Origin of the sequence: Limosilactobacillus fermentum (assembly GCF_013394085.1) — a bacterium.
GTDB lineage: Bacteria > Bacillota > Bacilli > Lactobacillales > Lactobacillaceae > Limosilactobacillus > Limosilactobacillus fermentum.
In genome coordinates this window covers 1,168,905-1,190,585 of sequence record NZ_CP040910.1, presented here as the reverse complement: position 1 = coordinate 1,190,585, position 21,681 = coordinate 1,168,905, and the positions used below count along the sequence as shown (strand labels likewise).

The 21,681-nt window shown below is 54.2% G+C and carries 21 protein-coding genes; 17 read left to right on the top strand and 4 right to left on the bottom strand.

What is annotated here, in order from left to right; translation table 11 throughout:
- Nucleotides 1–135: 135 nt before the first annotated feature.
- The 10 genes from FG166_RS05965 to FG166_RS05920 all read left to right on the top strand — a co-directional run bounded on the left by FG166_RS05965 (nt 136) and on the right by FG166_RS05920 (nt 10,539).
- Nucleotides 136–1,626 (top strand): peptide MFS transporter, encoded by a 1,491-nt coding sequence (locus FG166_RS05965; protein WP_003683412.1) that lies wholly within the window; start codon nt 136–138, stop codon nt 1,624–1,626.
- Nucleotides 1,627–2,170: 544 nt separating this feature from the next.
- Nucleotides 2,171–3,367 carry an MFS transporter gene (locus FG166_RS05960; protein ID WP_035431074.1) on the top strand — a complete coding sequence of 399 codons (1,197 nt, stop codon included), beginning with the start codon at nt 2,171–2,173 and terminating at the stop codon, nt 3,365–3,367.
- Nucleotides 3,360–3,629, top strand: a complete 270-nt coding sequence (locus tag FG166_RS05955) for a chorismate mutase (protein WP_003683419.1) — start codon at nt 3,360–3,362, stop codon at nt 3,627–3,629. The genes FG166_RS05960 and FG166_RS05955 overlap by 8 nt, the downstream gene beginning before the upstream one ends.
- Nucleotides 3,623–4,789, top strand: a complete 1,167-nt coding sequence (gene aroC, locus FG166_RS05950) for a chorismate synthase (RefSeq protein WP_003683420.1) — start codon at nt 3,623–3,625, stop codon at nt 4,787–4,789. Before FG166_RS05955 ends, aroC begins: the two co-directional genes overlap by 7 nt.
- A gap of 1 nt (nt 4,790) precedes the next feature.
- Nucleotides 4,791–5,336, top strand: coding sequence for a hypothetical protein (locus FG166_RS05945; RefSeq protein WP_003683422.1), 546 nt, complete (start codon nt 4,791–4,793; stop codon nt 5,334–5,336).
- Nucleotides 5,311–6,609 (top strand): 3-phosphoshikimate 1-carboxyvinyltransferase, encoded by a 1,299-nt coding sequence (gene aroA / locus FG166_RS05940; protein ID WP_003683425.1) that lies wholly within the window; start codon nt 5,311–5,313, stop codon nt 6,607–6,609. The genes FG166_RS05945 and aroA overlap by 26 nt, the downstream gene beginning before the upstream one ends.
- Nucleotides 6,610–7,695: a prephenate dehydrogenase gene (locus FG166_RS05935; protein ID WP_003683426.1), complete on the top strand. Its 1,086-nt coding sequence runs from the start codon at nt 6,610–6,612 to the stop codon at nt 7,693–7,695.
- Entirely contained in the window at nt 7,692–8,213 is a 522-nt protein-coding gene (locus FG166_RS05930) for a shikimate kinase (protein WP_003683428.1), read from the top strand. The genes FG166_RS05935 and FG166_RS05930 overlap by 4 nt, the downstream gene beginning before the upstream one ends.
- Before the next feature lie 180 nt (nt 8,214–8,393).
- Nucleotides 8,394–9,554, top strand: coding sequence for an aminotransferase class I/II-fold pyridoxal phosphate-dependent enzyme (locus FG166_RS05925; protein ID WP_003683430.1), 1,161 nt, complete (start codon nt 8,394–8,396; stop codon nt 9,552–9,554).
- Nucleotide 9,555: 1 nt separating this feature from the next.
- Nucleotides 9,556–10,539: a D-2-hydroxyacid dehydrogenase gene (locus FG166_RS05920; RefSeq protein WP_003683432.1), complete on the top strand. Its 984-nt coding sequence runs from the start codon at nt 9,556–9,558 to the stop codon at nt 10,537–10,539.
- A 40-nt stretch (nt 10,540–10,579) separates the two neighbouring features.
- Here FG166_RS05920 and FG166_RS05915 read toward each other — a convergent pair whose 3' ends face one another.
- The gene (locus tag FG166_RS05915) at nt 10,580–11,566 is read right to left on the bottom strand and encodes a polyprenyl synthetase family protein (protein WP_003683435.1); all 987 of its coding nucleotides are present in this window, start codon (nt 11,564–11,566) and stop codon (nt 10,580–10,582) included.
- Between the two features lie 81 nt (nt 11,567–11,647).
- Here FG166_RS05915 and FG166_RS05910 point away from each other — a divergent pair, with 81 nt between their 5' ends.
- A complete protein-coding gene (locus tag FG166_RS05910; protein WP_003683436.1) occupies nt 11,648–12,547 on the top strand; it encodes a prenyltransferase in 900 nt (299 codons plus the stop codon).
- 67 nt (nt 12,548–12,614) lie between these two features.
- On the opposite strand, the gene FG166_RS05905 is transcribed toward FG166_RS05910, so the two are convergent.
- From FG166_RS05905 to FG166_RS05895, 3 genes are read right to left on the bottom strand one after another with little or no spacing between them, the layout of a single operon-like run.
- A complete protein-coding gene (locus FG166_RS05905) occupies nt 12,615–12,785 on the bottom strand; it encodes a FeoB-associated Cys-rich membrane protein (RefSeq protein ID WP_003683438.1) in 171 nt (56 codons plus the stop codon).
- Nucleotides 12,786–12,798: 13 nt separating this feature from the next.
- Nucleotides 12,799–14,790 carry a ferrous iron transport protein B gene (gene feoB, locus FG166_RS05900; RefSeq protein WP_003683441.1) on the bottom strand — a complete coding sequence of 664 codons (1,992 nt, stop codon included), beginning with the start codon at nt 14,788–14,790 and terminating at the stop codon, nt 12,799–12,801.
- Nucleotides 14,787–14,996 carry a FeoA family protein gene (locus FG166_RS05895; protein ID WP_003683442.1) on the bottom strand — a complete coding sequence of 70 codons (210 nt, stop codon included), beginning with the start codon at nt 14,994–14,996 and terminating at the stop codon, nt 14,787–14,789. The genes feoB and FG166_RS05895 overlap by 4 nt, the downstream gene beginning before the upstream one ends.
- Nucleotides 14,997–15,230: 234 nt before the next feature.
- On the opposite strand from FG166_RS05895, the gene sufC reads away from it, so the two are divergent.
- The 6 genes from sufC to FG166_RS05865 all read left to right on the top strand — a co-directional run bounded on the left by sufC (nt 15,231) and on the right by FG166_RS05865 (nt 21,625).
- Nucleotides 15,231–16,028 (top strand): Fe-S cluster assembly ATPase SufC, encoded by a 798-nt coding sequence (gene sufC, locus FG166_RS05890; protein WP_003683444.1) that lies wholly within the window; start codon nt 15,231–15,233, stop codon nt 16,026–16,028.
- An 11-nt stretch (nt 16,029–16,039) separates the two neighbouring features.
- A complete protein-coding gene (gene sufD, locus FG166_RS05885; protein ID WP_003683446.1) occupies nt 16,040–17,335 on the top strand; it encodes a Fe-S cluster assembly protein SufD in 1,296 nt (431 codons plus the stop codon).
- Nucleotides 17,319–18,557: a cysteine desulfurase gene (locus FG166_RS05880; protein WP_003683448.1), complete on the top strand. Its 1,239-nt coding sequence runs from the start codon at nt 17,319–17,321 to the stop codon at nt 18,555–18,557. Before sufD ends, FG166_RS05880 begins: the two co-directional genes overlap by 17 nt.
- On the top strand, nt 18,544–19,014 hold the full coding sequence (gene sufU / locus FG166_RS05875) for a Fe-S cluster assembly sulfur transfer protein SufU (protein WP_003683449.1): 471 nt from the start codon (nt 18,544–18,546) through the stop codon (nt 19,012–19,014). The genes FG166_RS05880 and sufU overlap by 14 nt, the downstream gene beginning before the upstream one ends.
- Nucleotides 19,001–20,407, top strand: a complete 1,407-nt coding sequence (gene sufB / locus FG166_RS05870) for a Fe-S cluster assembly protein SufB (protein ID WP_003683450.1) — start codon at nt 19,001–19,003, stop codon at nt 20,405–20,407. Before sufU ends, sufB begins: the two co-directional genes overlap by 14 nt.
- A gap of 153 nt (nt 20,408–20,560) precedes the next feature.
- Nucleotides 20,561–21,625 carry an ABC transporter substrate-binding protein gene (locus FG166_RS05865; RefSeq protein WP_003683451.1) on the top strand — a complete coding sequence of 355 codons (1,065 nt, stop codon included), beginning with the start codon at nt 20,561–20,563 and terminating at the stop codon, nt 21,623–21,625.
- Nucleotides 21,626–21,681 lie beyond the last annotated feature (56 nt).

Sequence of the window (21,681 nt, the reverse complement as noted above, 5' to 3'; positions counted from 1 at the left end):
CAAGTGATTTTGGTGAATTTCTTGGTATTTTTTTCTTGGAAGCGTTCAACTAAGCCCATTCTCTTGACCCAATATGCAATGGTTGTATAATTGAACCTATTGTTAATAATTATACATTCAGATGGGAGATATCTAATGGATCGACAAACGGATACGGCCTTCTTTGGCCAACCGCGGGGGCTTTCGACCCTCTTTTTCACCGTCATGTGGGAACGGTTTTCCTACTACGGGATGCGGGCAATCCTACTTTTTTACATGTATTACGCCGTTACTAAGGGCGGCCTGGGAATTAACCAGACTACGGCTGCCTCGATTATGTCAATTTATGGCTCCTTAGTCTACATTTCGACGATTGTCGGGGGCTGGCTGGCCGACCGGGTCTGGGGAACGCGCCGGACCGTTTTTTTAGGGGGCTTTTCCATCATGCTGGGCCACATCTGCCTCTCCTTGCCCTTTGGGGTGAGCGCCCTGTATGGTTCAATTGTCTTCATTGTGATTGGGTCGGGGCTGTTAAACCCGTCCGCTTCGTCAATGGTCGGGGACTTGTATGCGGAAAACGACCGGCGCCGTGACGCTGGTTTTTCGATGTTTGTTTTCGGGATCAACCTGGGGGCCGTCGTTGCCCCGTGGGCGGTGCCGTGGGCCGCTGGCGGCTTTGGTCTCCACCTCTTTGGTAGCGAGCAAAACTTTCACGCCGGCTTCGCCCTAGCGGCGATTGGGATGTTCTTTGGCTTGCTCCAATACATTTGGGACGGTAAAAAGTACTTACCCGAAGGTAGCCTGACCCCGGACGATCCGCTGACAGAAGCGGAGAAAAAGACGGTAATCAAGTGGGCGGCGGTGATCGTCATCGCCTTAGTGGCGGTCCTGGGGCTCATGGCTGTCTTCCACAGCTTCAACGTTAACGGTGTCATCAACTTAATCACGATGATCGCCATTGCTATGCCAATCGTTTACTTCGTAATGATGCTGCACTCAAAGAAGGTCACTAAGTTAGAACGCAAGCGGGTGGTTGCCTACATCCCGCTCTTCATTGCCGCCGCCATCTTCTGGGGGATTGAAGAGTCCGGTTCCGTGGTCTTGGCCCTCTTTGCCGAGCAACGGACGGTCTTGCACATCGGGGGGTGGCACTTTGCCGCCGCTAACTTCCAAACCTTAAACCCACTCTTTATCATGCTACTGACGCCGGCCTTCGTCCTCTTATGGGACCACTGGAAAAAGCAACCGACTTCACCGGGGAAGTTCGCTTGGGCGTTGGTCTTTTCCGGGTTATCCTACGTTTGGATGGCAATTCCGGGGATGCTCTTTGGAACGGCCGGCCGGGTTTCACCGCTGTGGCTGGTCGGTTCCTGGTTCTTAGTCGAAATTGGGGAAATGCTGAACTCGCCAATTGGCTTGTCGGTAACGACCAAGTTGGCCCCTAAGGCCTTCAAGTCTCAAATGATGAGTTTATGGTACATGGCCGATTCAGTTGGCCAAGCCGTCAACGCCCAAATCGTTAAGTACTACTCATCGGCGACCGAAGTACCGTACTTCATCGCCGTGGGGGTCGTTTCGATTGCCTTTGGGATCATCCTGATGTTCTTCGTTAAACGGATCCACAACTTAATGGGTGGCGTTGATTAGGCAAAAACGACTAGTTGATTAGTTGCGCTCAGGTAACCAGTCTAGCAATTTTGCCACGTTAATATTCATTAATTTAAAGGGGACCGCTCTGGTGAGGGTGGTCCCTTTTTTGCGTGTAATTAGGGGGGAAAGACGTGACACACTAAACAAAGGTGGTGCGGAAACCAACCAACAGCTGGCGGTGTGTCGACCGGAGTACTCCTTGCGAATAATTAGAATAAAATAATAAGAATTGATCCTTGACGAGATTAAATGAGAATGTTTTAATGTAGTTATCAACTTGAAGGAGGAACACCACCATGAATCAATTAACCCACCTTACGAACAGCTATTTTTCCTTTGCTTATTTCGAATAGCGTCCGCACCGCTTAGGTCCGGACGACGACGTTCAGACCTAAGCAAGGGTTTTTGGTACTTCCTTGCTAGGGCAGTCTAGCAAGGAATGGTGGCGACATCTCTCACTTTCATTTCCTTTGGTGATTACCGGCTAGACTGAGCAACGTCTTAGTTTAGCCGGTTTTTTTATACCTTTGGAGGAATGAACATGGAATCTAATTTAACCGTCAAGGCACCCACCATTCACCGGGCCCGCTTGGCCTGGTTGCTGTACATCAACTACTTCATTCACGGGTTCGGGCTAATTATCTTGGCCCAGAACATGACTAGCCTGGGGGCGGCTTGGAACAGCCCCCTGAAAATTGTCTCCTTTGTTATTTCAGGAGTTGGGATCGGGCGCCTCTTGTCCTACCTGATTACCGGGTTTTTAGCTGACTTATTTAGCCGTAAGGCCTTTGTCTTGCTGGGGATGAGCGCCTACCTAGCCTTTGCGATCGGAATCCCCTTCAGCCACAACATTTACGTCGCCTACTTCTTCGCGATCCTGGCCGGGATTGCCAACTCGGCCCTCGATGCCGGCACCTACACCACCTTCGTTGAACTAAACGGCGGTAACGGCGCGGCCACGATCTTAATCAAGGCTTTCATGTCGGCTGGCGAGTTCGTCTTGCCACTGCTCATCGCCCAACTAACGGCCAACGGGCTATGGTTTGGCTGGTCCTTTATGACCATGGCCGCCCTGGTGGTCATCAACTTCGTCTTGATCTTGCCCCTGTCCTTCCCCCTGCCTAACCAAAGTCCGGCCCAAGAAGGCAGCGGAGAAAAAAAGGTTAAACCAAACTGGGTGACCACGATCGCTTTGGTCTTATACGGGTACACCTCCATGGCGGTGATGATCTGGTTTACCCAGTGGATCTCCCTCTTTGCCGCTGACAGCTTGAACTTTTCCGACGGTCAGGCCCACTTTCTCTTGTCGCTTTACAGCCTGGGTTCGATCAGCGGGGTAATGTTGATCTTTGCCCTCTTAAAACGCAACGTCAAGGAGACCCACCTGTTGATTAGCATGAACGTGATTGCCGTCCTCGCCTTGTTAGGGGTCCTGGTTGGCACCAGTACCGTGATGGTGCAGGTGGCTAGCTTCGTCTTCGGGATTAGTGCCGCCGGGGGAATCATGCAAGTCGGTTTGACCCTGTTCATGCGCTTCTTCCCGCACCACCGGGGGATGGTCACCGGGGTGTACTACTTCTTTGGTAGTATTGCTTCCTTCACCGTTCCGCTAATTACCGGGGTCTTGTCAACCACTAGCATGCGGGCGGCGATGACCGGTGACCTAGTGGTGGGGTTAATCGGTAGCGCCCTGATGCTCGTCGTTTTGATTAGCGAAAGGGGGCGTCACCATGGCTGAGTTAGAGCAGCTCCGTAACCAGATCAACCAAGTCGACGAACGGCTCGTCGCCCTTTTAAAGCAAAGGTTTGAAATCGTTGAGGCGGTTGCCCGCACGAAGCAAGCAAGCGGGGCGCCGGTCTTTGATCCAACCCGGGAACGGGCGGTATTGAAGCGGGTGGTCGACCTAGTGGCAAACGAGGATTACCAACCCGCCGTAGCGCAAGTTTTTACCACGATCATGGATCAAGCCAAGCAACTAGAAAGGAAAAAATTATGTTAACTTACCTCACGGCCGGTGAATCACACGGCCCCCAAGGAACCGCAATTATTGAAGGAATTCCGGCCGGTCTAGCCATTGACGTGGACCAAATCAACGCCGATTTGGCAAGCCGCCAAGGTGGGTATGGCCGGGGCAGTCGGCAACAGATTGAACACGACCAGGTTGAGATTCTGGGTGGGGTCCGCCACGGCCTTACCCTAGGGTCACCGATCACCCTCGTGGTGAAAAATCGTGACCACGCCCATTGGTCGTCGATCATGCACCCAACCAGCCCAGCCACCGCGGAAAACACCCTACGCAAGGTGGAGCGGCCCCGGCCCGGCCACGCCGACCTGGTGGGGGGGATGAAGTACCGTCACCGCGACCTGCGCAACGTCTTGGAACGTTCTTCGGCCCGCGAGACGGCGATCCGGGTGGCGGTTGGCAACGTCTGTGAACAACTACTGGCCGCCTTGGGGGTGACCTTGGTCGGCTACGTCCAAGCAATCGGCCCGGTCGACACCGACCTAACTAAGCCCCAAACGGTGAGTGAAATTAAAGACGCCATCACCCAAAACGACCTGCGGATCCTTGCTCAAGACCGGGTAGCGGAACTTCACGACCTAATTGACCAGACCCGGCGTGCGGGCGATACTCTGGGCGGTTGGATCCGGGTGGTCGTTAACGGGATGCCGGCCGGTATCGGGAGCTACGTTTCCTGGGATACCAAGCTAGATGGTCAGTTGGCCGCCGCCGTGATGGGGGTCAACGCCATGAAGGGGGTTAGCATTGGCGACGGCTTTGAGATCAGTCGCCACCCCGGCAGTCAGGGGATGGACGAGATTAGCCACGACGCCGATGGCTACCACCGTTTATCCAACCACCTCGGGGGCTTGGAAGGTGGGATGACCAACGGGATGCCCCTGATTATTAACGCGGCCATGAAGCCGATCCCGACCCTTTACAAGGCACTCAAGACGGTTAACGTGGTGACCAAGGAAGTGGAAAAGGCCAGCGTCGAGCGTTCCGACACTACCGCGATCGTGCCGGCTTCGATCGTGATTGAAAACGTGGTCGCCATCGAATTAGCCAAGGCCTTGACTAACAGCTTTAACGCTGACAACCTGGCCCGGCTGCAAGAACAGTTAGCGGCCTATCGAGAAGAACTGCGGGGTTATTAATATGAAGATTCACACCTTAGGGCCGGCGGTAACCGATTCTTACCGGGCCGCCGAGCAATACCGGGCTGACCACGAAAATCTTGAGGTGGTTGGCCACCCCAGTTTTGAAGTGCTCTACCAGTCAATCCCGGAACTAAGGGGTGAATTATTATTAATTCCCGCGGCGGTCAAAACGCCAACCGGGGCCAGTTGGGGGGACCTGCACTACCAATACGGTGACCGGTTGGAGCTAATCGACAGCCTAATCACCGAACTTTCCCCGTTGGCCATTTTGGAACGGCGGGGGCGAAGCGGTCAACGGGCCTATTGCCACCCGGCCACGATTGATTACTTAACGAGAAACGTTGAGGGTCCCTTGGAAATTATGCCCTGCCCGAGCAAGTGGCAGGCTTACCGGTGCTATCAAACAGACGGGCGGTATACCCTGACCAGCCAGGCCTTTGCCGGGCCGGCCGACCGGGTAATCAAAACCATTCACTTAAAGATGCTGTGGAGCGTGTACCAAGTTAAGGGAGAAACGGATGCAAAAACGAGCGTTAACAATTAATAGCCGGGGCCTGAACGGGGAACTGGCGGTGCCTGGTGACAAGAGCATTTCCCACCGTGCCCTGATGATCGGGGCGTTAAGTGAGGGGACCACGGTGATTGATCACTTTTTGGCGGGGGAGGATTGCTTGAGCACTTTACGGGCCCTGCAAGACCTTGGCGTCGAGATCGAGCGAAAAGGGGAGCACGTCGAAGTAATTGGACGGGGAATCGCCGGCCTGGTTGAACCGGCGGCGCCCCTTCAAATGAATAACTCGGGGACCTCCACCCGTCTTTTGATGGGGATCTTGGCGGGCCAGTCCTTCACTAGCCAACTGGTGGGGGATGCCTCCTTGAGCCGGCGCCCGATGAAGCGGGTACAAGGACCGCTGGCCCGCCTGGGGGCGCAAATAGGCCTGAGTGAGGCGGGGACCTTGCCGGCCACCGTGGTGGGGCACCCCCTCCAGGGCGCACGGGTGAAATTAGAGGTGGCCTCGGCCCAGGTCAAGAGCGCCGTGATCTTGGCGGCCCTCCAGGCTCAGGGGTCAACGACGGTGAGTGAACCACTGCCGACCCGTGATCACACCGAACGGCTCTTGAAGGCCTTTGGGGCGAACTTAACCGTCGACCGGGCGGCGAACTCGATCACCGTGACCCCCGGGGCGCGCTTGGTTGGCCAAGAGGTCCTGGTCCCCGGCGACCCTTCCTCGGCGGCCTTCTTCTTGGTGGCCGGGGCGGTGATCGCTAATTCGCACCTGACGGTTAAAGACGTCTGCCTAAATCCCACCCGGACGGGGCTCATACGGGTCCTGAAAAAAATGGGGGCGCGCCTTTCAATTAAAGAGACGGCTAGCGGGGGCGAGCCGTTAGGGGATGTGACAATTCAAACCAGCCAGTTAAGGGCGGTAACGGTGACCGCCAAGGATGTACCGGACTTGATTGACGAACTACCGCTAGTGGCCCTGCTAGCGGCCTGTGCAGACGGGGTAAGCGAGATTAGCGGGGCGGGCGAACTGCGGGTCAAGGAGACCGACCGGATTCAAACGGTCGCCGAACTGCTCTTGCAACTAGGGGTGGACGTGGAAGAACGTCCGGATGGTTGGCGAATTGTCGGCCGCCCCAATTGGCAAGTTCAAAAGCCAAACTTAAATAGCCACGGCGACCACCGGCTGGGGATGTTAGCGGCCGTGGCGGCCCTCCGCTCAACGACGCCGCTGTTCTTGATTGACCCGGACGCCGTGGCGGTCTCTTACCCCAGCTTCTTTGCCGACTTAGCCAAGTTAGGAGGTGCTTAAATGACTACCGTCTTTATTCACGGCCTCGGCCTGATCGGGGGATCCTTGATCAGGGCGATTCGGGTTAGCCATCCCCAGGATCAAATCATCGCTAGCGATCCGAACCAAGCCGCACTGGATTACGCCCTGCAAGTGGGGTTGGTTGACGAGGCGACCACTGGACTCGCGGGAGCACAACGAGCGGACTTTATCATCTTGGCCGGTCCCGTCTTGGCGATCTGCCAAGACCTGGCTGACCTGGCGAGAATGGAACTGAAAGAGGGGGTGGTGGTGACCGACGTGGGGAGCACCAAGCAAGCGGTGCTAAAAGCCGCCCAACCGCTAGTTGACGCCGGGGTCGCCTTCGTGGGCGGTCACCCAATGGCCGGTTCGCACAAGAGTGGGGTCCAAGCCAGTCGGCGCGACCTGGTGGAAAACGCCTTTTACTTCCTGGTTCCCACCGGCCCAGTTGACCACCGGGCCAGTTTAAAAGACCTGCTAAGTGGAACCGGGGCGAAGTGGTTGACCGTCACTGCCGAGGAGCACGATTACTTGGTGGCCCAGGTTAGCCACCTCCCCCACGTGATTGCGACGGCCCTGGTTAACCAAACGGCGACCGCCTTTGCGGGGCAACCGCTAGGGGAACGGGTGGCGGCCGGGGGCTTTAAATCGGTGACCCGGATCGTCGCTTCGGATCCGACAATGTGGGCGGCGATCATGGCGACCAACCGTGATTTGATCTCCCAACAGTTAGCCAGTTACCTAAGGGAGCTGCAACGCTTCAAGGACCTGATTGATAAGCAAGACCAAGCGGGGCTGTTTGAAACCTTTTCCAAGGCCCGGGTACGCCGCAACCGACTCAACCAACAAAGTAAGGACCTTTTTTACGACCTCTTCATTAACATTCCGGACCAGGTGGGGGCGATTGCCGGCGTCATGAACCGTTTAGCGGCGGCCAACGTCAACGTCATCCACTTGCAAGTGTTGGAACTGCGGGATGAAATTAACGGGGTCTTGCAACTGACCTTCAGCACCCCCGCCGATCAAAGGCGGGCCGCTGGGGTCCTCAACGATTACGAAATCATTGAACGGGGGGACCAAGAATGAACTTAATCCTAGTTGGCTTCATGGGTAGCGGCAAGACCACCGTCAGCACCCTGCTTGGTGAGGCCTTACAGCAGCCAGTCTACGACCTCGATGACGAAGTGGAGAAGGCAGCTTGCAAGCCGATTCCCCAAATTTTTGCAGACGACGGCGAAGCGAGTTTTCGCGACCTGGAGCACAGCGCCCTTAAGGAGGTGGTTAAGCGGCGCCAGGGAATCTTAGCGACCGGTGGCGGGACCCCAGTGGCGGAACGTAACCAACGACTGCTTGAACACGCCCAGGCCCCGGTAATCTTGCTGACGGCTAGCCCCGCCGAGACCGCCCGGCGGTTAGGGGACGGGGAGGGGCGCCCGCTAGCAAGTAAGCTAACCCCGGCGGAGTTAGCGGACCTCCAAGACGCCCGCCGCCCCGCCTACGATCGTTGTGCCGACCTCACCATTCGCACGGATAAGCTCTCACCGACGGCGGTGGCCGAGTTGATTATCGCCTTTTTACGGATCCACCAAGACCAAAGTGCCTAAGGGCGCTTTTTTAGTGGTGGGGAGAAACCATCTTTACGACAGGGGAAAGGCAAATGGTATCAACACGCATAAAAATGCAATGATTGCCGCATTTATTAACTATATTACGTATATTTACTTGTTTTTCACCCGGGAGTAGGGTACAATTCCCCTAATGATTAAAATTTGAGGAGAAATAGTATGGACAAGTCAATTTTGAGTCAAGCTTCCCAACACGAAGAGCGCAACATTTTAGCTGAGGTCTGCAACTTAGCGGCGGCCAGGGACGACGTGATCGACCTTTCCGTCGGCGACCCGAACTTCGCCACCCCGCTGCCCATTGTTGAGGCGGCCACCGAACGCGCCAAAAAAGGGCACACCCACTACACGGCGGCGATGGGGATGCCGGAGCTGCGAGAAGCAATTGCGGAATACTATCAAAAACTAGGGGTACCCGCCAAAGCCGCCCAGGTGATGGTGACGGTGGGTGCGGAACATGCCCTCTTGTTGGCCCTATACGCCTTACTCGATCCGGGTGACGAGGTCTTGATTGCCGAGCCGTGCTTTTCTCCCTACGCCGCCCAGGTGAAACTGGCCGGTGGGGTTCCGGTGATGGTGGCCATGGACCCCGAGGCGGGCTTTGCCATTGACCCGGCCAAACTCGAAGCGGCGCTTACAGATAAAACTAAGGCGATCATCGTCAACTCGCCGAATAACCCGACCGGGGCGGTGCTTGATCAAGAAGCTGCCCAGGGCCTGGGTCAGTTGGCAATTGACCACAACCTGATCCTCTTGACCGATGAAATCTACGCCGACTTCCAAATGCCGGGTCACCACTACTACCCATTGGCTAAGGAGGCTCCGGATAATACGGTCACGATTAGCGGGATGTCCAAGTCCTTTGCCATGACCGGCTGGCGTCTGGGGTGGTTAGTGGGGCCAAAGTATTTAGCCGATGCTACGGCGGCGGTCAACGAAAACGTGGCCTACACGGCGCCCACGATCAGCCAAGATGCGGCCCTCTATGCCCTTGAACACCATGATGAACTGGTTGCCCCGCTGGTGGCGGCCTTCCAAGAGCGGCTAACCTATTTACAAACGGCCCTGGGCGCCTTGACGAACCACGCCGTGAATCCGGTTGGCGGGTCGATCTACGCCTTTTTAGACATTCGTAAGACCGGGCTTAGTTCGGAGCAATACGCTACCCGGCTCTTGAACCAAACCGGGATTTTAGTGGTGCCAGGCTTGGCCTTTGGCAAGGGTGGCGATGGCTTTGTCCGTGTTGCCGCCACTCAGCCAATGGCGACCCTTAAAGAAGCGGTTGCTAAGTGGCAAAGCTTTGACCCCCAAAAGGAGGATTAAAATGAAGATTTTGATGTATTCGATCTTAGACACCGAACGCCCCTACGTGGAGGCCTGGGTAAACAAAACAGGCCACCAAGTTAAGATGGTCGAAGAGGGGTTAAATAAGGAGACCGCTAAGTGGGCCGCGGGCTTTGACGGGATCGATTTTCAGCAGACCAATGACCTGGATCCGGAGGTCTACGCGACTCTAGAGGGGTTAGGGATCAAGCAGCTGACCGCCCGGATGGTTGGGTTTGATATGATTGATTTAAAGCAAGTGGCCGACCACCACTTACTGGTGACCAACGTCCCGGCCTACTCGCCGCGGGCGATTGCCGAAATGGGGCTCACCCAGGCCCTGCGCCTAGTCCGGAAACTTGGTTACTACGACCAGCGAATGGATAATTACGACTTTCGTTGGGTGGGGCTGGAGTCAACTGAGATCTACAACCTGACCGTGGGGGTAATTGGTGCCGGCCACATTGGCGGTGCCACCGCCCGCCTGTACAGCGCCCTGGGGGCCAATGTCTTGGCCACCGACCCGGTTCACCATGCGGAACTAGAGGCCGACTTGACTTACGTCGACCTCGAGACATTGCTTCGGGAAGCTGACATTGTAACCATCCACACCCCCCTTAATGAGGAAACGGCAAACCTCCTGGATCGAACAGCCTTTGCCAAGATGAAGGATAGCGCCTACCTGATTAACATGGCCCGGGGCGGGTTGGTCGATACGGCGGCCCTGATCGAGGCCCTGCAAAACCACCAACTGGCCGGGGCGGCCCTCGACACCCTCGCCGACGAAACGGGCTACTTTGAACGCCAAGCCAGCAGAGAAGAAGTATCAGAATCCTATCTGACCTTGCGGGCGATGCCCAACGTCTTGATTTCACCGCACTCGGCCTTTTTCACCGATACCGCAATCAAAAACATCGTTGAAATGGGACTCGATGACGTGGTTCGGATTGTCAACGGTAAGCGACCACTCTACCCGGTTAATTAAAAACACCCCCACTTGCAGTTGGTAAGTGGGGGTGTTTTAGTTATGAGCTCCGTTTTAACAGGCGTTGGCACAGCTTGGTTAAGGCACGCCGGGAGGAACCGGCGGGGAGCTGGTTGATTTCTGCTTTGGCTTTCTTGGTGAAGGCGGTGGCTAGTTGACGGGCTTGCTCGACCCCGCCGTTTTCAAGCACTAATTGACGGACGAGCTGCATATCCGCTTCACTCATTAACCGTCCCTTGTCCAAGAGGGGCTTAAAGGCGGCCGAGTTAGCTTGCATCGCTAACAGCAAGGGGAGTGAGTAGACCCCCGTGGCCAGGTCTTCTAGGACCGGCTTGTTGAGTTGGTCGCCGCTGGAGTAGTCGAGGATATCGTCTAAGATCTGAAAGGCGATCCCGACGTTTTGGCCGATCCGCTTGGCTAGGGCGACGGTCCGTTGGTCGGCACCGCCAAAGTAGGCCCCTTCGCTAGCTGCCAAGGAGAAGAGGGCGGCCGTCTTACCGTTGATGTTGCGCAGGTAGGAAAGGAAGGTTTGGTCTTGTTTGAAACGGTCGGCCATTTGGCCCAGTTCACCGCTTAAGATCCGGTGCATGATCTGGGCGTTGGTGGTCAAAAAGGGAGTTGTAGCGGTGGTGGTGGTGATCAGGTCAAAGAAGATCGTGAACAGGTAATCGCCGGAATAAACCGCCACGTCCTTGCCAAACTCGGCTTGAATGCTGATGCGTCCCCGCCGCTCGGGAGAGTCGTCAATAATGTCATCGTGGATTAAAGTGGCCATGTGGAGGACTTCAATCGAGGTGGCCAGCTTGATTAAGCGGTCGCGTTGTTCTGGTTGCGGTTGGCCGGTCAGGGAAGCAAAGAGCCAGAAAAAGGCGGGGCGCAAAAACTTACCGCCGTTAGTGGCCATTTTTTGCAGGGCGCTTTCTAGTTGGCCATCCTTAGTTTTGATCCGGGCTGCCATTAGGTCGCTAACGGCTAAGAGGGCCCGATTTAATTCGGGGTTGTGCGGAAAATGTGTTTGTTTCATCATTAAATTTCCTTTAAGGTTTATACTGTCTATTGTACCCTAAATAGGGAATTGAATAAATAAGGGAAAGGGTGGACTTATTTAATGTCTGTCAAAGTATTTTTAGAATTGGTTGAAATCAAGGCCAAGACCGCCAGTGTCTTGCCCTTCATACTCGGCCTCTTTTTAGCGGCCTATCACTACCACACCGTGCAACCAATGCTGGCGCTCCTCTTTTTTATCGCCATGTTCTTGTTTAACATGGCGGTCGATATGTTGGACAACTACCACGATTACGTTCACGCCGTCGACACCGAGGACTATCAGCAAAACACCAACATCATCGGGCGCGAAAACTTATCTCCGCACTTAGTGTTGGCGATGTTGATCACCCTAGTGGTTATCGCCGCTTTGCTGGGAATCTACCTGGTGACCCAACTAGGGCTGACCTTGCTTTGGCTCGGGGTGTTTTGCTTTGCGGTCGGCTTTTTGTACTCATCGGGTCCCTTTCCATTATCGGGGCTGCCGGTTGGTGAATTCTTCTCCGGGTTCACGATGGGCTTTATGATCACCCTGATTTCGGTTTTTGTGAACACCGGAGCGGACTTTACCTGGTCTTGGACTAACCTGGGGGTTATTTTCTTAGTGGCGCTGCCTGATGAACTATGGATCTCCAACCTGTTGCTAGCAAATAACATTTGCGACGAACAAGAGGATAACGATAACCACCGCCACACGATTGTCCACTTTATCGGTAAGAAGTGGGCGCTGTACGCCTTTGCGGTTAAAAACACCATTGCCTTTTTAGCCATTATTGCGGCGGCAGTGTTACGCTTAACGCCGTGGACGGTCCTGTTGACCCTTTTAATTATCCCGTTTGTCGTCAAGCAAACCAAGCTTTTATTTAACAAGCAGGTCAAAAAAGAAACCTTTCCGGCGGCGATCCGGATTTTACTAATCGGTTCCCTTGTCCAGGTCGTGACCTTTGCGGTGGGGTTGATTTAACACCAATTAACATAACATTAACGAAAAGCGAGCGACAGGGAAATTTTCCCGTCGCCCGCTTTTTTGTTTATTGGGCACCGTGCTTTTCTTGTTTTAAGACCTGTTGTTTAACGGCGCAATCGTAATCGCAAGCGGCACACTTGCCCTTCTTGGCCCGCTTAAAGACCTTAACGAGTTGCCAAAAGGCGCAGCCGATGATTAGCAAAATGATGACGGTGTTGGTAATTAAACTAAGCATGGGAAACTCCTTTCTAAATGAAGAGGCTGCCGACCGTGTAAATCAGCCAGGCCAGGCCGTAAGCAATGATCAGGCTAGAAACCAAGGACCAGATTGTCCACTTGGTCGATCCGGTTTCTTGCTTGATCGTCCCCAAGGTGGCAAAACACGGGGCGTACAAGAGGATAAATACCAAGAGGGCGTAAGCGGCAACCGGGTTGATGAATTGGCCCAGGGCGCTAATCAAGACCGCTTGGCTGCTGGTGTGAAACATCACCATCATACTGGAAGTGATCGCTTCTTTAGCTAAGACCCCGGTAAAGAGGGCGGCGATCGTTTGCCACTGGGTGATACCGACCGGTGCAAGGAAGGGAACCAACAGGTGGCCAAGGCTAGCGGCAAAGGAGTGGCTAGAATTAGTGACGAAACCGTGGGGGCCAAAGGAGGCCAATAGCCAAATGATGACCGTCCCGGCAAAGATGACCGTCCCGGCTTTTTTCACGAAGCCCTTCCCCTTGTCCCAAGTCCCGTGCCAAATGACGTCAAAGCGGGGGAGGTGGTACTGAGGTAGTTCAACGATGAAGACCGAGGAGTCGGTGACGCCAAAGTAGAGTTGGTAACCCTTAGCGACTAAGAGGGCGACGATAATCCCCAGGAAGTAAACTGATAGGACAATCAGTGCTTGGTGCTTCGGGAAGAAGGCGGCGACCACCAGTGAGTAAACCGGCAGGCGGGCCGAACAGGACATGAATGGTGAAATTAAGGTTGTGATTAACCGTTCCTTTGGTTGCTCAATTGTTCGCGCCGCCATGATCCCGGTCACGTTACACCCAAAGCCAATGATCAAGGGAATAAAGGACTTCCCGTTTAATCCGATAAACTGCATGATCCGGTCAGTCACCAGGGCTGCCCGGGCCATGTAACCCGAATCTTCTAGCAGCGAGATGCAGGCAAAGAGGACGAAAATTTGGGGGATAAAGACCAAGATCCCCCCGACCCCGGCGATCAGGCCGTCCACAATCAAGGACCGTAACACTGGTAAGGCCCCGGCTGCGGTCAGGACCTGGTCAGCGGTGGTCGAAAGGGGGCCGGAGATGAAGCCGTCTAGCATGTCAGACAGGGGCGTTCCCACCCAGTCAAAGGACAGTTTGAAGATCAAAAAGAAGATCCCGGCAAAAATTGGCAACCCTAAAACGGGGTTGGTCACGATCCGGTCAATCTTAGAGGTCATTTCCACTTTGCTGGTCGAGGCGATGGGTTGGCTGGCCGCCCCCAGCAACTTTTCGATGAAGGCAAAGCGGGTATTGAAAATCTGGTCTTCGAAGTTTTGGGCGTCGTAGTATTTTTCCTGGCTACGCAGCGGGGTCAAGTCCCTAAAGAGGGCGAAGCGTCGGACCGCCTTGTTTTTGTTGATGTATTGAATCGAAAGCCACTGGGCGTAATCGTGGTCCATATCGTAATCTTTGACGAGGGCCTCGGTGGCCTGACGGATTGCCTGCTTAACCATCGGCGGGTAGTCGAGGAGCAGTGGTTTGGCCTGGCGGCGCTCCTTTAAGCTGGCCAGTTCGGCCTTGAGGGCGGCGACCCCCTCGTGGGAACGGGCGTTGGTGGTCTTCACCTCACAGCCCAGCCATTCTTCGAGGACCTTGGGGTCATAGTACTTGCCCTGGCGCTTTAAGTCGTCGATCATGTTGAGGTTTAAAATCACCGGCGCCCCGAGTTCTAAGACCTCAATGGTCAACAAAAGGTTGCGCTTCAGTTGGCCGGCGTTGGTGACGTTTAAGATCAGGTCGGGGTGGTCGTTTAATAGGTAAGAAGTGACGATCGCTTCATCCTTAGTTAAGGGGTTTAAGGAGTAGACCCCCGGTAAGTCGACTAAGGTCACGGCGCTGTCCTTAATTTGGCCAAGCTTTTTTTCGACCGTGACCCCGGTCCAGTTCCCGACGTAGGCGTACTTATCGGTTAGGGAGTTAAAGATGGTCGTTTTTCCGGTGTTGGGGTTACCCAAGAGTGCAACGGTGGTCATGACTCCATCCCTCCCGTTAGTTGACAAAAGACCCGGTAACGTAGGCCGATTCGCTGGCGATCACTTTCGATGATGACTGGCCCGTGGAATGGATAGCGTTGGATCAACGCCACGTCCTTTCCTTCGTATAAACCAAGGTTGTGGAGCCGCTCTTGGGTGGCTTCGTTGAGCAACTCAAAGTGGGTCAGAGTATATTTAGCCGGCATCAAAAACCCCTCCTTGTAATATTATTCCAAAAATATATAATAAATTGCCTGATATTTTCATTATATTAGTTAGTGATATTATTATACAAGATTCCAGAAACAGATATCGGGGAATTTCCTAGTTTTATTTTACCTTGTAACGACTATAATGTAAGACAAGTGATTAATAAACGGGCCCCCAGTTGGATTCTTTATATAGAATTGGAATAATAGGCCTGATTTGGAGGAATTGACATGGCAACATTAGAAGTTAAGAACCTACACGTTTCGGTGACCGATGACGAGACAAAGCAAACCAAGGAGATCCTAAAGGGAGTTAACCTGTCGATGAAGACTGGCGAAATTCACGCCATCATGGGGCCGAACGGGACCGGGAAGTCGACCCTTTCCCAAACGATCATGGGTCAACCCGGTTACACAGTCACGGAAGGTGAAATCCTCTTAAACGGCGAAAACATTCTCGAGATGCCAGTTGATGAACGGGCGCGCAAGGGGCTATTCTTAGCCATGCAATACCCGGCTGAAATTCAAGGGGTGACCAACGCCGAATTCCTGCGGGCGGCCATCAACGCCCGCCGCCCCGCCGACGACCAAATCTCGGTGATGGACTTTATCAAAAAACTGGACCACAACCTCGCCCTCTTGGACATGGATGAATCCATGACCGAACGTTACCTCAACGAAGGCTTCTCCGGGGGGGAAAAGAAGCGTAACGAAATTTTACAATTATTGATGATCGAACCGTCCTTTGCCATCCTCGACGAAATCGACTCCGGTCTGGATATCGACGCCTTAAAGGTGGTCTCCAAGGGGGTCAACTCGATGCGCGGTGATAACTTTGGTTCTTTGATCATCACCCACTACCAACGGCTCTTGAACTACATCGTGCCAGACACCGTTCACGTCATGATGGGCGGCAAGATCGTCAAGACCGGTGACGCCGAATTGGCCAAGAAACTGGAAGCAGAAGGGTACGCTGGCTTGCGTGACGAACTGGGCCTCGACGTCAAGCTCGTTGATGACAACCACTAAGGAGGACGACGATGACATTAGATGTTCAAACGATCGCCGACCAAATAGAGGAAGTTTCCCACCAACACGGGGAGCCCTACACCTTATTGGATCGGCGCCTGGAAGCTTTGCAACTGATGGCCGACCAAAAGATGCCAACGATTCCGCGTTACCACTTTGAGGATTGGCCACTGTTAAGCGACCAACCACTGGCCTTTGAGGATTCCGACCCGCACCTGGCCGAGGGGTTGCTTGACTCCGACCCGGATGTGATCCGGATTGTCCAAGTCGGTCAAACTACCACCGAGGTTCAGCTGCCGGAAGAACTGCGCCAACAAGGGGTTATCTTAACCGATATTTTCTCGGCGGCCCGGATTCATCCCCGCTTGATTGAACGCTTCTTTATGAACCGGGTGGTTAAGCCGGGGGAAAATAAGATGACCGCCGCACACTTAGCCTTTTTAAACGCCGGGGTCTTCTTATACGTTCCCAAGGGGGTCGAAATTGACACCCCGATCGAAGCCGAGATCATTCAAGACGCCACCAAGGACCAACCGTTAAACTCCCACCTCTTGATTGTCGCCGAGGCCCAGTCCAAGATCCACTTCCTCCAGCACTTACAAACGGTCGGGGAACGGTCGGTGCCGGCTAACATGATGGTCGAAATCGTCGCTCAAGAGGGGAGCAACGTCGCCTTCTCCTCGCTGGATGAATTGGGGCCTAACACCCACGTTTACTTCAAGCGGCGGGCCAACATTGGCCGCGATGCTCACGTTGAATGGGCGGTTGGCTTAATGAACGACGGCAACACCCTGGGGGACATGGACTCCGAATTGATTGGCCAGGGGGGCTATGCCGACGCTAAGGCGATCGCCGTGACCACCGGCAGCCAGTTGATGGCCGTCAACAACCGGGTTACTAACCGCGGCAAGAAGACGACCGGGTTGATTAACCAGCGCGGGGTCCTACTTGAAAAGTCCGAGTTGATCTTTAACGGGATTGGTCAAATCGTTCACGGGGCGCACGGGGCCAAGGCCGACCAGCAAAACCGGGTCCTGATGATGTCCGGGGATGCCCATGGCGACGCCAACCCGATTCTTTTGATTGACGAAAACGATGTGGTCGCCGGTCACGCCGCTTCGGTCGGACCAGTCGATCCGGAACAAATGTATTACCTAATGAGCCGCGGGATTGACCGGGCGACCGCCGAGCGGATGGTCATCCGGGGCTTCCTGGGCTCCGTGTTAACCGTCATCCCGGCCAAAAACGTTCGCGATAAGCTGGTAGCGGTACTAGAAAGGAAGCTTGCAGATGGACAAAAGTATTAGTGACCTTCGCGCCGACTTTCCGATTTTGGACCAGCGGGTTAACGATGAGCCTCTGGTGTACCTCGATAACGCCGCTACGGCCCAGCGCCCCACCCCGGTTCTTAAGCAGGTACTCGACTTTTACCAAACCGATAACGCCAACGTGCACCGCGGGGTCCACACCCTAGCGGAACGGGCAACCGCCGATTACGAAGCGGCCCGCGATAGGGTGCAGAAGTTCATTCACGCAAAGAAGCGAGAAGAAGTGATCTTTACCAAGGGGTGCACCGATTCCTTAAACCTGGTCGCCGCCACTTACGGCGAGCAAAACATCCAGGCCGGCGATGAAATTGTCATCTCAATTATGGAACACCACTCCAATTTGATTCCGTGGCAACAGCTAGCGCTTAAAAAGGGCGCCACCCTTAAGTACATCGGTTTAACGAAGGAGGGCGAATTGGATCTGGCAGATGCGGCGGCTAAGATTACCGACCGTACCAAGATCGTCGCCGTTACTCACGCTTCCAACGTGATGGGAACGGTGACGCCCTTAAAACAATTGGCCAAGTTGGCCCACCAACACGGGGCGATTATCGTCGGCGACGGGGCCCAAGCGGTTCCCCACATGAAGGTTGACGTAACCGAATTGGACGTGGACTTTTACGCTTTTTCCGGCCATAAGATGATGTCGCCCACCGGAATCGGGGTCTTGTATGGCAAACAAGCCCTGTTGGAGGCCATACCCCCTTATCAGTACGGCGGCGAAATGATTGGCACGGTAACCGAACAGGCAAGTACCTGGGCGGCCCTGCCGTACAAGTTTGAGGCCGGGACCCAAAACATCGCCGGGGCCGTTGGCTTAGGGGCGGCGATCGATTACTTGACGGCGATTGGAATGGACCAGGTTGAAGCCCACGAACGGGTGCTGGTGCAAACGGTCTTGCCTCAATTACTCGCAATTGAGGGGCTAACGGTTTACGGACCGACCGACCCGGCTAAGCACACCGGGGTGATCTCCTTTAACCTCGGCCACCTGCACCCCCACGACCTGGCGACGGCGCTAGACATGGAAGGGGTCGCCGTGCGGGCGGGTCACCACTGCGCACAACCATTGATGAATTACCTTGGTCTGGAGGCCAGCGCCCGGGCCAGCTTTTACCTGTATAACACCGCGGCTGACGCTGAGAAGTTGGTGTCAGCACTAAAGGAAGCAAAGGAGTTCTTCAGAATTGGGACTATCTAAGTTAAATAATTTATACCGGGAGGTTATCTTAGACCACGCTGATCACCCCCACAACAAGGGAGCCTTAAAGGACGCCACTAACGCCATTACCTTAAATAACCCGACTTGTGGTGACGAAATCGACTTGCAAGTCAAGGTAGGTTCAGATGGCTTAATTGACGAAATTGGCTATACCGGTCACGGCTGCACGATTTCACAGGCATCGGCGTCGATGATGACTGAAGCCATCAAGGGGAAGCGCCCAGACGAGGCTCTGGCAATGGCTAAGATCTTTTCGGACATGGCGATCGGTAAGGACCATGACCTAGCGGACCTACAAGCGTTAGGGGACGCCCAGGTGCTAACCAGCATCATGGAATTCCCCGCCCGCATCAAGTGTGCCACCCTAGCTTGGTGGGCCTTACAGCGGGCACTGTTAAAGGACACTGATGAGGAGGATATTGATGACCAAGGCTAGCGAAATCCTGCATGACGACCAGGAATACGAATATGGTTTCCACGACGACATCCACCCGGTCTTCTCAACGGGCCGGGGGTTAACCGAGGAGGTCGTGCGCGCCATTTCCAAGGAAAAAAATGAACCCGAGTGGATGCTCGATTACCGGCTTAAGGCGTACGAAATTTACAAAGCGATGCCGATGCCCAAGTTTGGCCCGGATCTATCAGAACTAGATCTTGACCACATGCTCTACTACCAAAAGATGACCGACAAGAAGTTCCGCGACTGGGAAGAGGTTCCGGACGACTTAAAGAAGACCTTTGACCGGCTAGGGGTACCAGAGGCTGAACGTAAGTACCTCGCCGGCTCATCGGCTCAGTACGAATCCGAAGTGGTTTACCACAACATGCGCGAGGAATTCGAAAAGCTCGGCATTATCTTTACCGACACCGATACCGCCCTACGCGAGTACCCGGACCTGTTTAAAGAGTGGTTTGGCAAGTTGGTTCAACCAGATGACAATAAGTTTGCCGCCCTTAATGCCGCCGTTTGGTCGGGGGGCTACTTTATTTACGTGCCCAAGGGCGTTCAAACTAAAACGCCGATTCAGTCTTACTTCCGGTTAAACTCCGAGAATACCGGCCAGTTCGAGCGGACCTTGATCATCGTCGACGAAGGGGCCTCAGTCGATTACGTGGAAGGGTGTACCGCCCCGAACTACTCATCGGACTCCCTGCACGCCGCCGTGGTGGAAGTGAACGTCTTAAAGGACGCCTATTGCCGCTACACGACGATCCAGAACTGGTCGGATAACGTCTACTCGCTGGAAACCAAGCGGGCGGCGGCGATGGACCACGCGACCATGGAATGGGTCGACGGGAACCTAGGCTCCAAGGTAACGATGAAGTACCCGTCCGTTTACTTAGATGGTGAGGGGGCCAAGGGGACGATGTTGTCGATCGCCGTGGCTTCTAACGGGATCCACCAAGATTCGGGGGCCCGGATGATCCACAACGCCAAGAACACCTCCAGTTCGATCGTTTCTAAGTCGATCGCCCGGACCGGGGGCTCGACTGACTACCGGGGGACCGTTCGCTTCACCAAGAACGCTGAAGGCTCCAAGGCCCACGTCGAATGCGATACGATCATTATGGACGACCAATCCAAGTCCGATACGATTCCTTACAACGAAATCAACTGCTCGAACGTGGCGATGGAGCATGAAGCCAAGGTTTCCAAGATTTCAGAAGAGCAGCTCTACTACCTAATGAGCCGCGGAATTTCCGAAGAAAAGGCCACTGAAATGATCATCATGGGCTTTGTGGAACCATTCACCAAGCAGTTGCCGATGGAGTACGCCGTTGAGTTAAACCGCCTAATTTCCTTTGAAATGGAAGGCTCAATCGGTTAATAATTTTTAAAGTTAGGGAAAACCCTAATTTTGCCTGAAATCGTAACCAAGACCCCCACAAAACCTTTTGTGGGGGTCATAATTTTTTATGAACAATGTGGCTATTTAATAAAAGAATAATTTATTGGAATAGCCATTGAGGAGGAAAAATCAATGAAGTTCAAGTGGAAGCGTTTTGCGGGCCTGGTACTGGCCGGAACCTTACTGACCGGGGTCGTTGCACCGGTTACCGGGATTACCGCTCCAACTACCGTTAGTGCCGCAGCTAAGACCAAGACGGTTACCGACATGACCGGGACCAAGGTGAAGGTTCCAACCAAGGTAACACGGGTGGCTGACCTCTGGCACGCCAGCAACCAAGTGGTCTTGTTGCTTGGCGGCCAAAAGAAGTTGGTTGCCACCACGCCAATGATCAAGCAAGAGGGCTGGTTTAAAACCGTTGACCCAGGAATCTCTAAGGTAACGGCGCCGTTCTCCGGTCAAGACATTCAAATCGAATCCCTGGTTAAGACGAAGCCGGACGTTGTGATTTCATCCAACCCGGAACAAGTTAAGCAGGCTAAGCAAGCTAACTTAACCGCCGTGAACGCCATGTTCCAAGACTTCGCCGGGATGAAGAAGTCGATCACTTTGACGGCCGACATCCTAGGTGGGGACGCCCCGAAGATCGCTAAGAAGTACATCAAGTACCTCGACGGCAACATCTCCTACGTTAAAAAGCAACTTAAGGGTGTTAAGACTACTCCTTCCGTTTTGCACATCACGAGCCCAGCTGACCTGACTAAGGTTGATGGGACCAAGACGATCGTTGACGAATGGATTAAGATGGCCGGAGGTAAGAACGCCATCACTACTGCCGGTAACATGATCACCGTTAATGCCGAAGACATCGTGAAGGCTAACCCAGACGTGATCATCGTTGGTCAAACCACGACCGCCAACGCTCGTAAGCTCTTGAAGGCTGATTCCACCCTTTCCCAATTGAAGGCTGTCAAGGATAACAAGGTTTACGGTAACCCACAAGGGACCTTTCCGTGGGACCGTTACAGTGCTGAAGAAGCGCTGCAAATCCTCTGGGCCGCCCAAAAGCTTCACCCAGACCAATTCAAGAACCTGGACATGGTTAAGAAGACCAAGTCCTTCTACAAGACTTACTACAACTACGACTTAACCACGAAGCAAGCTAAGCAAATCCTCGCCGGGGAAATGCCGAAGTAAGCTTAAATTACCACATCAAACATTTGGCTCCCTTCCCGGGGGCCTTTTTTGTATGA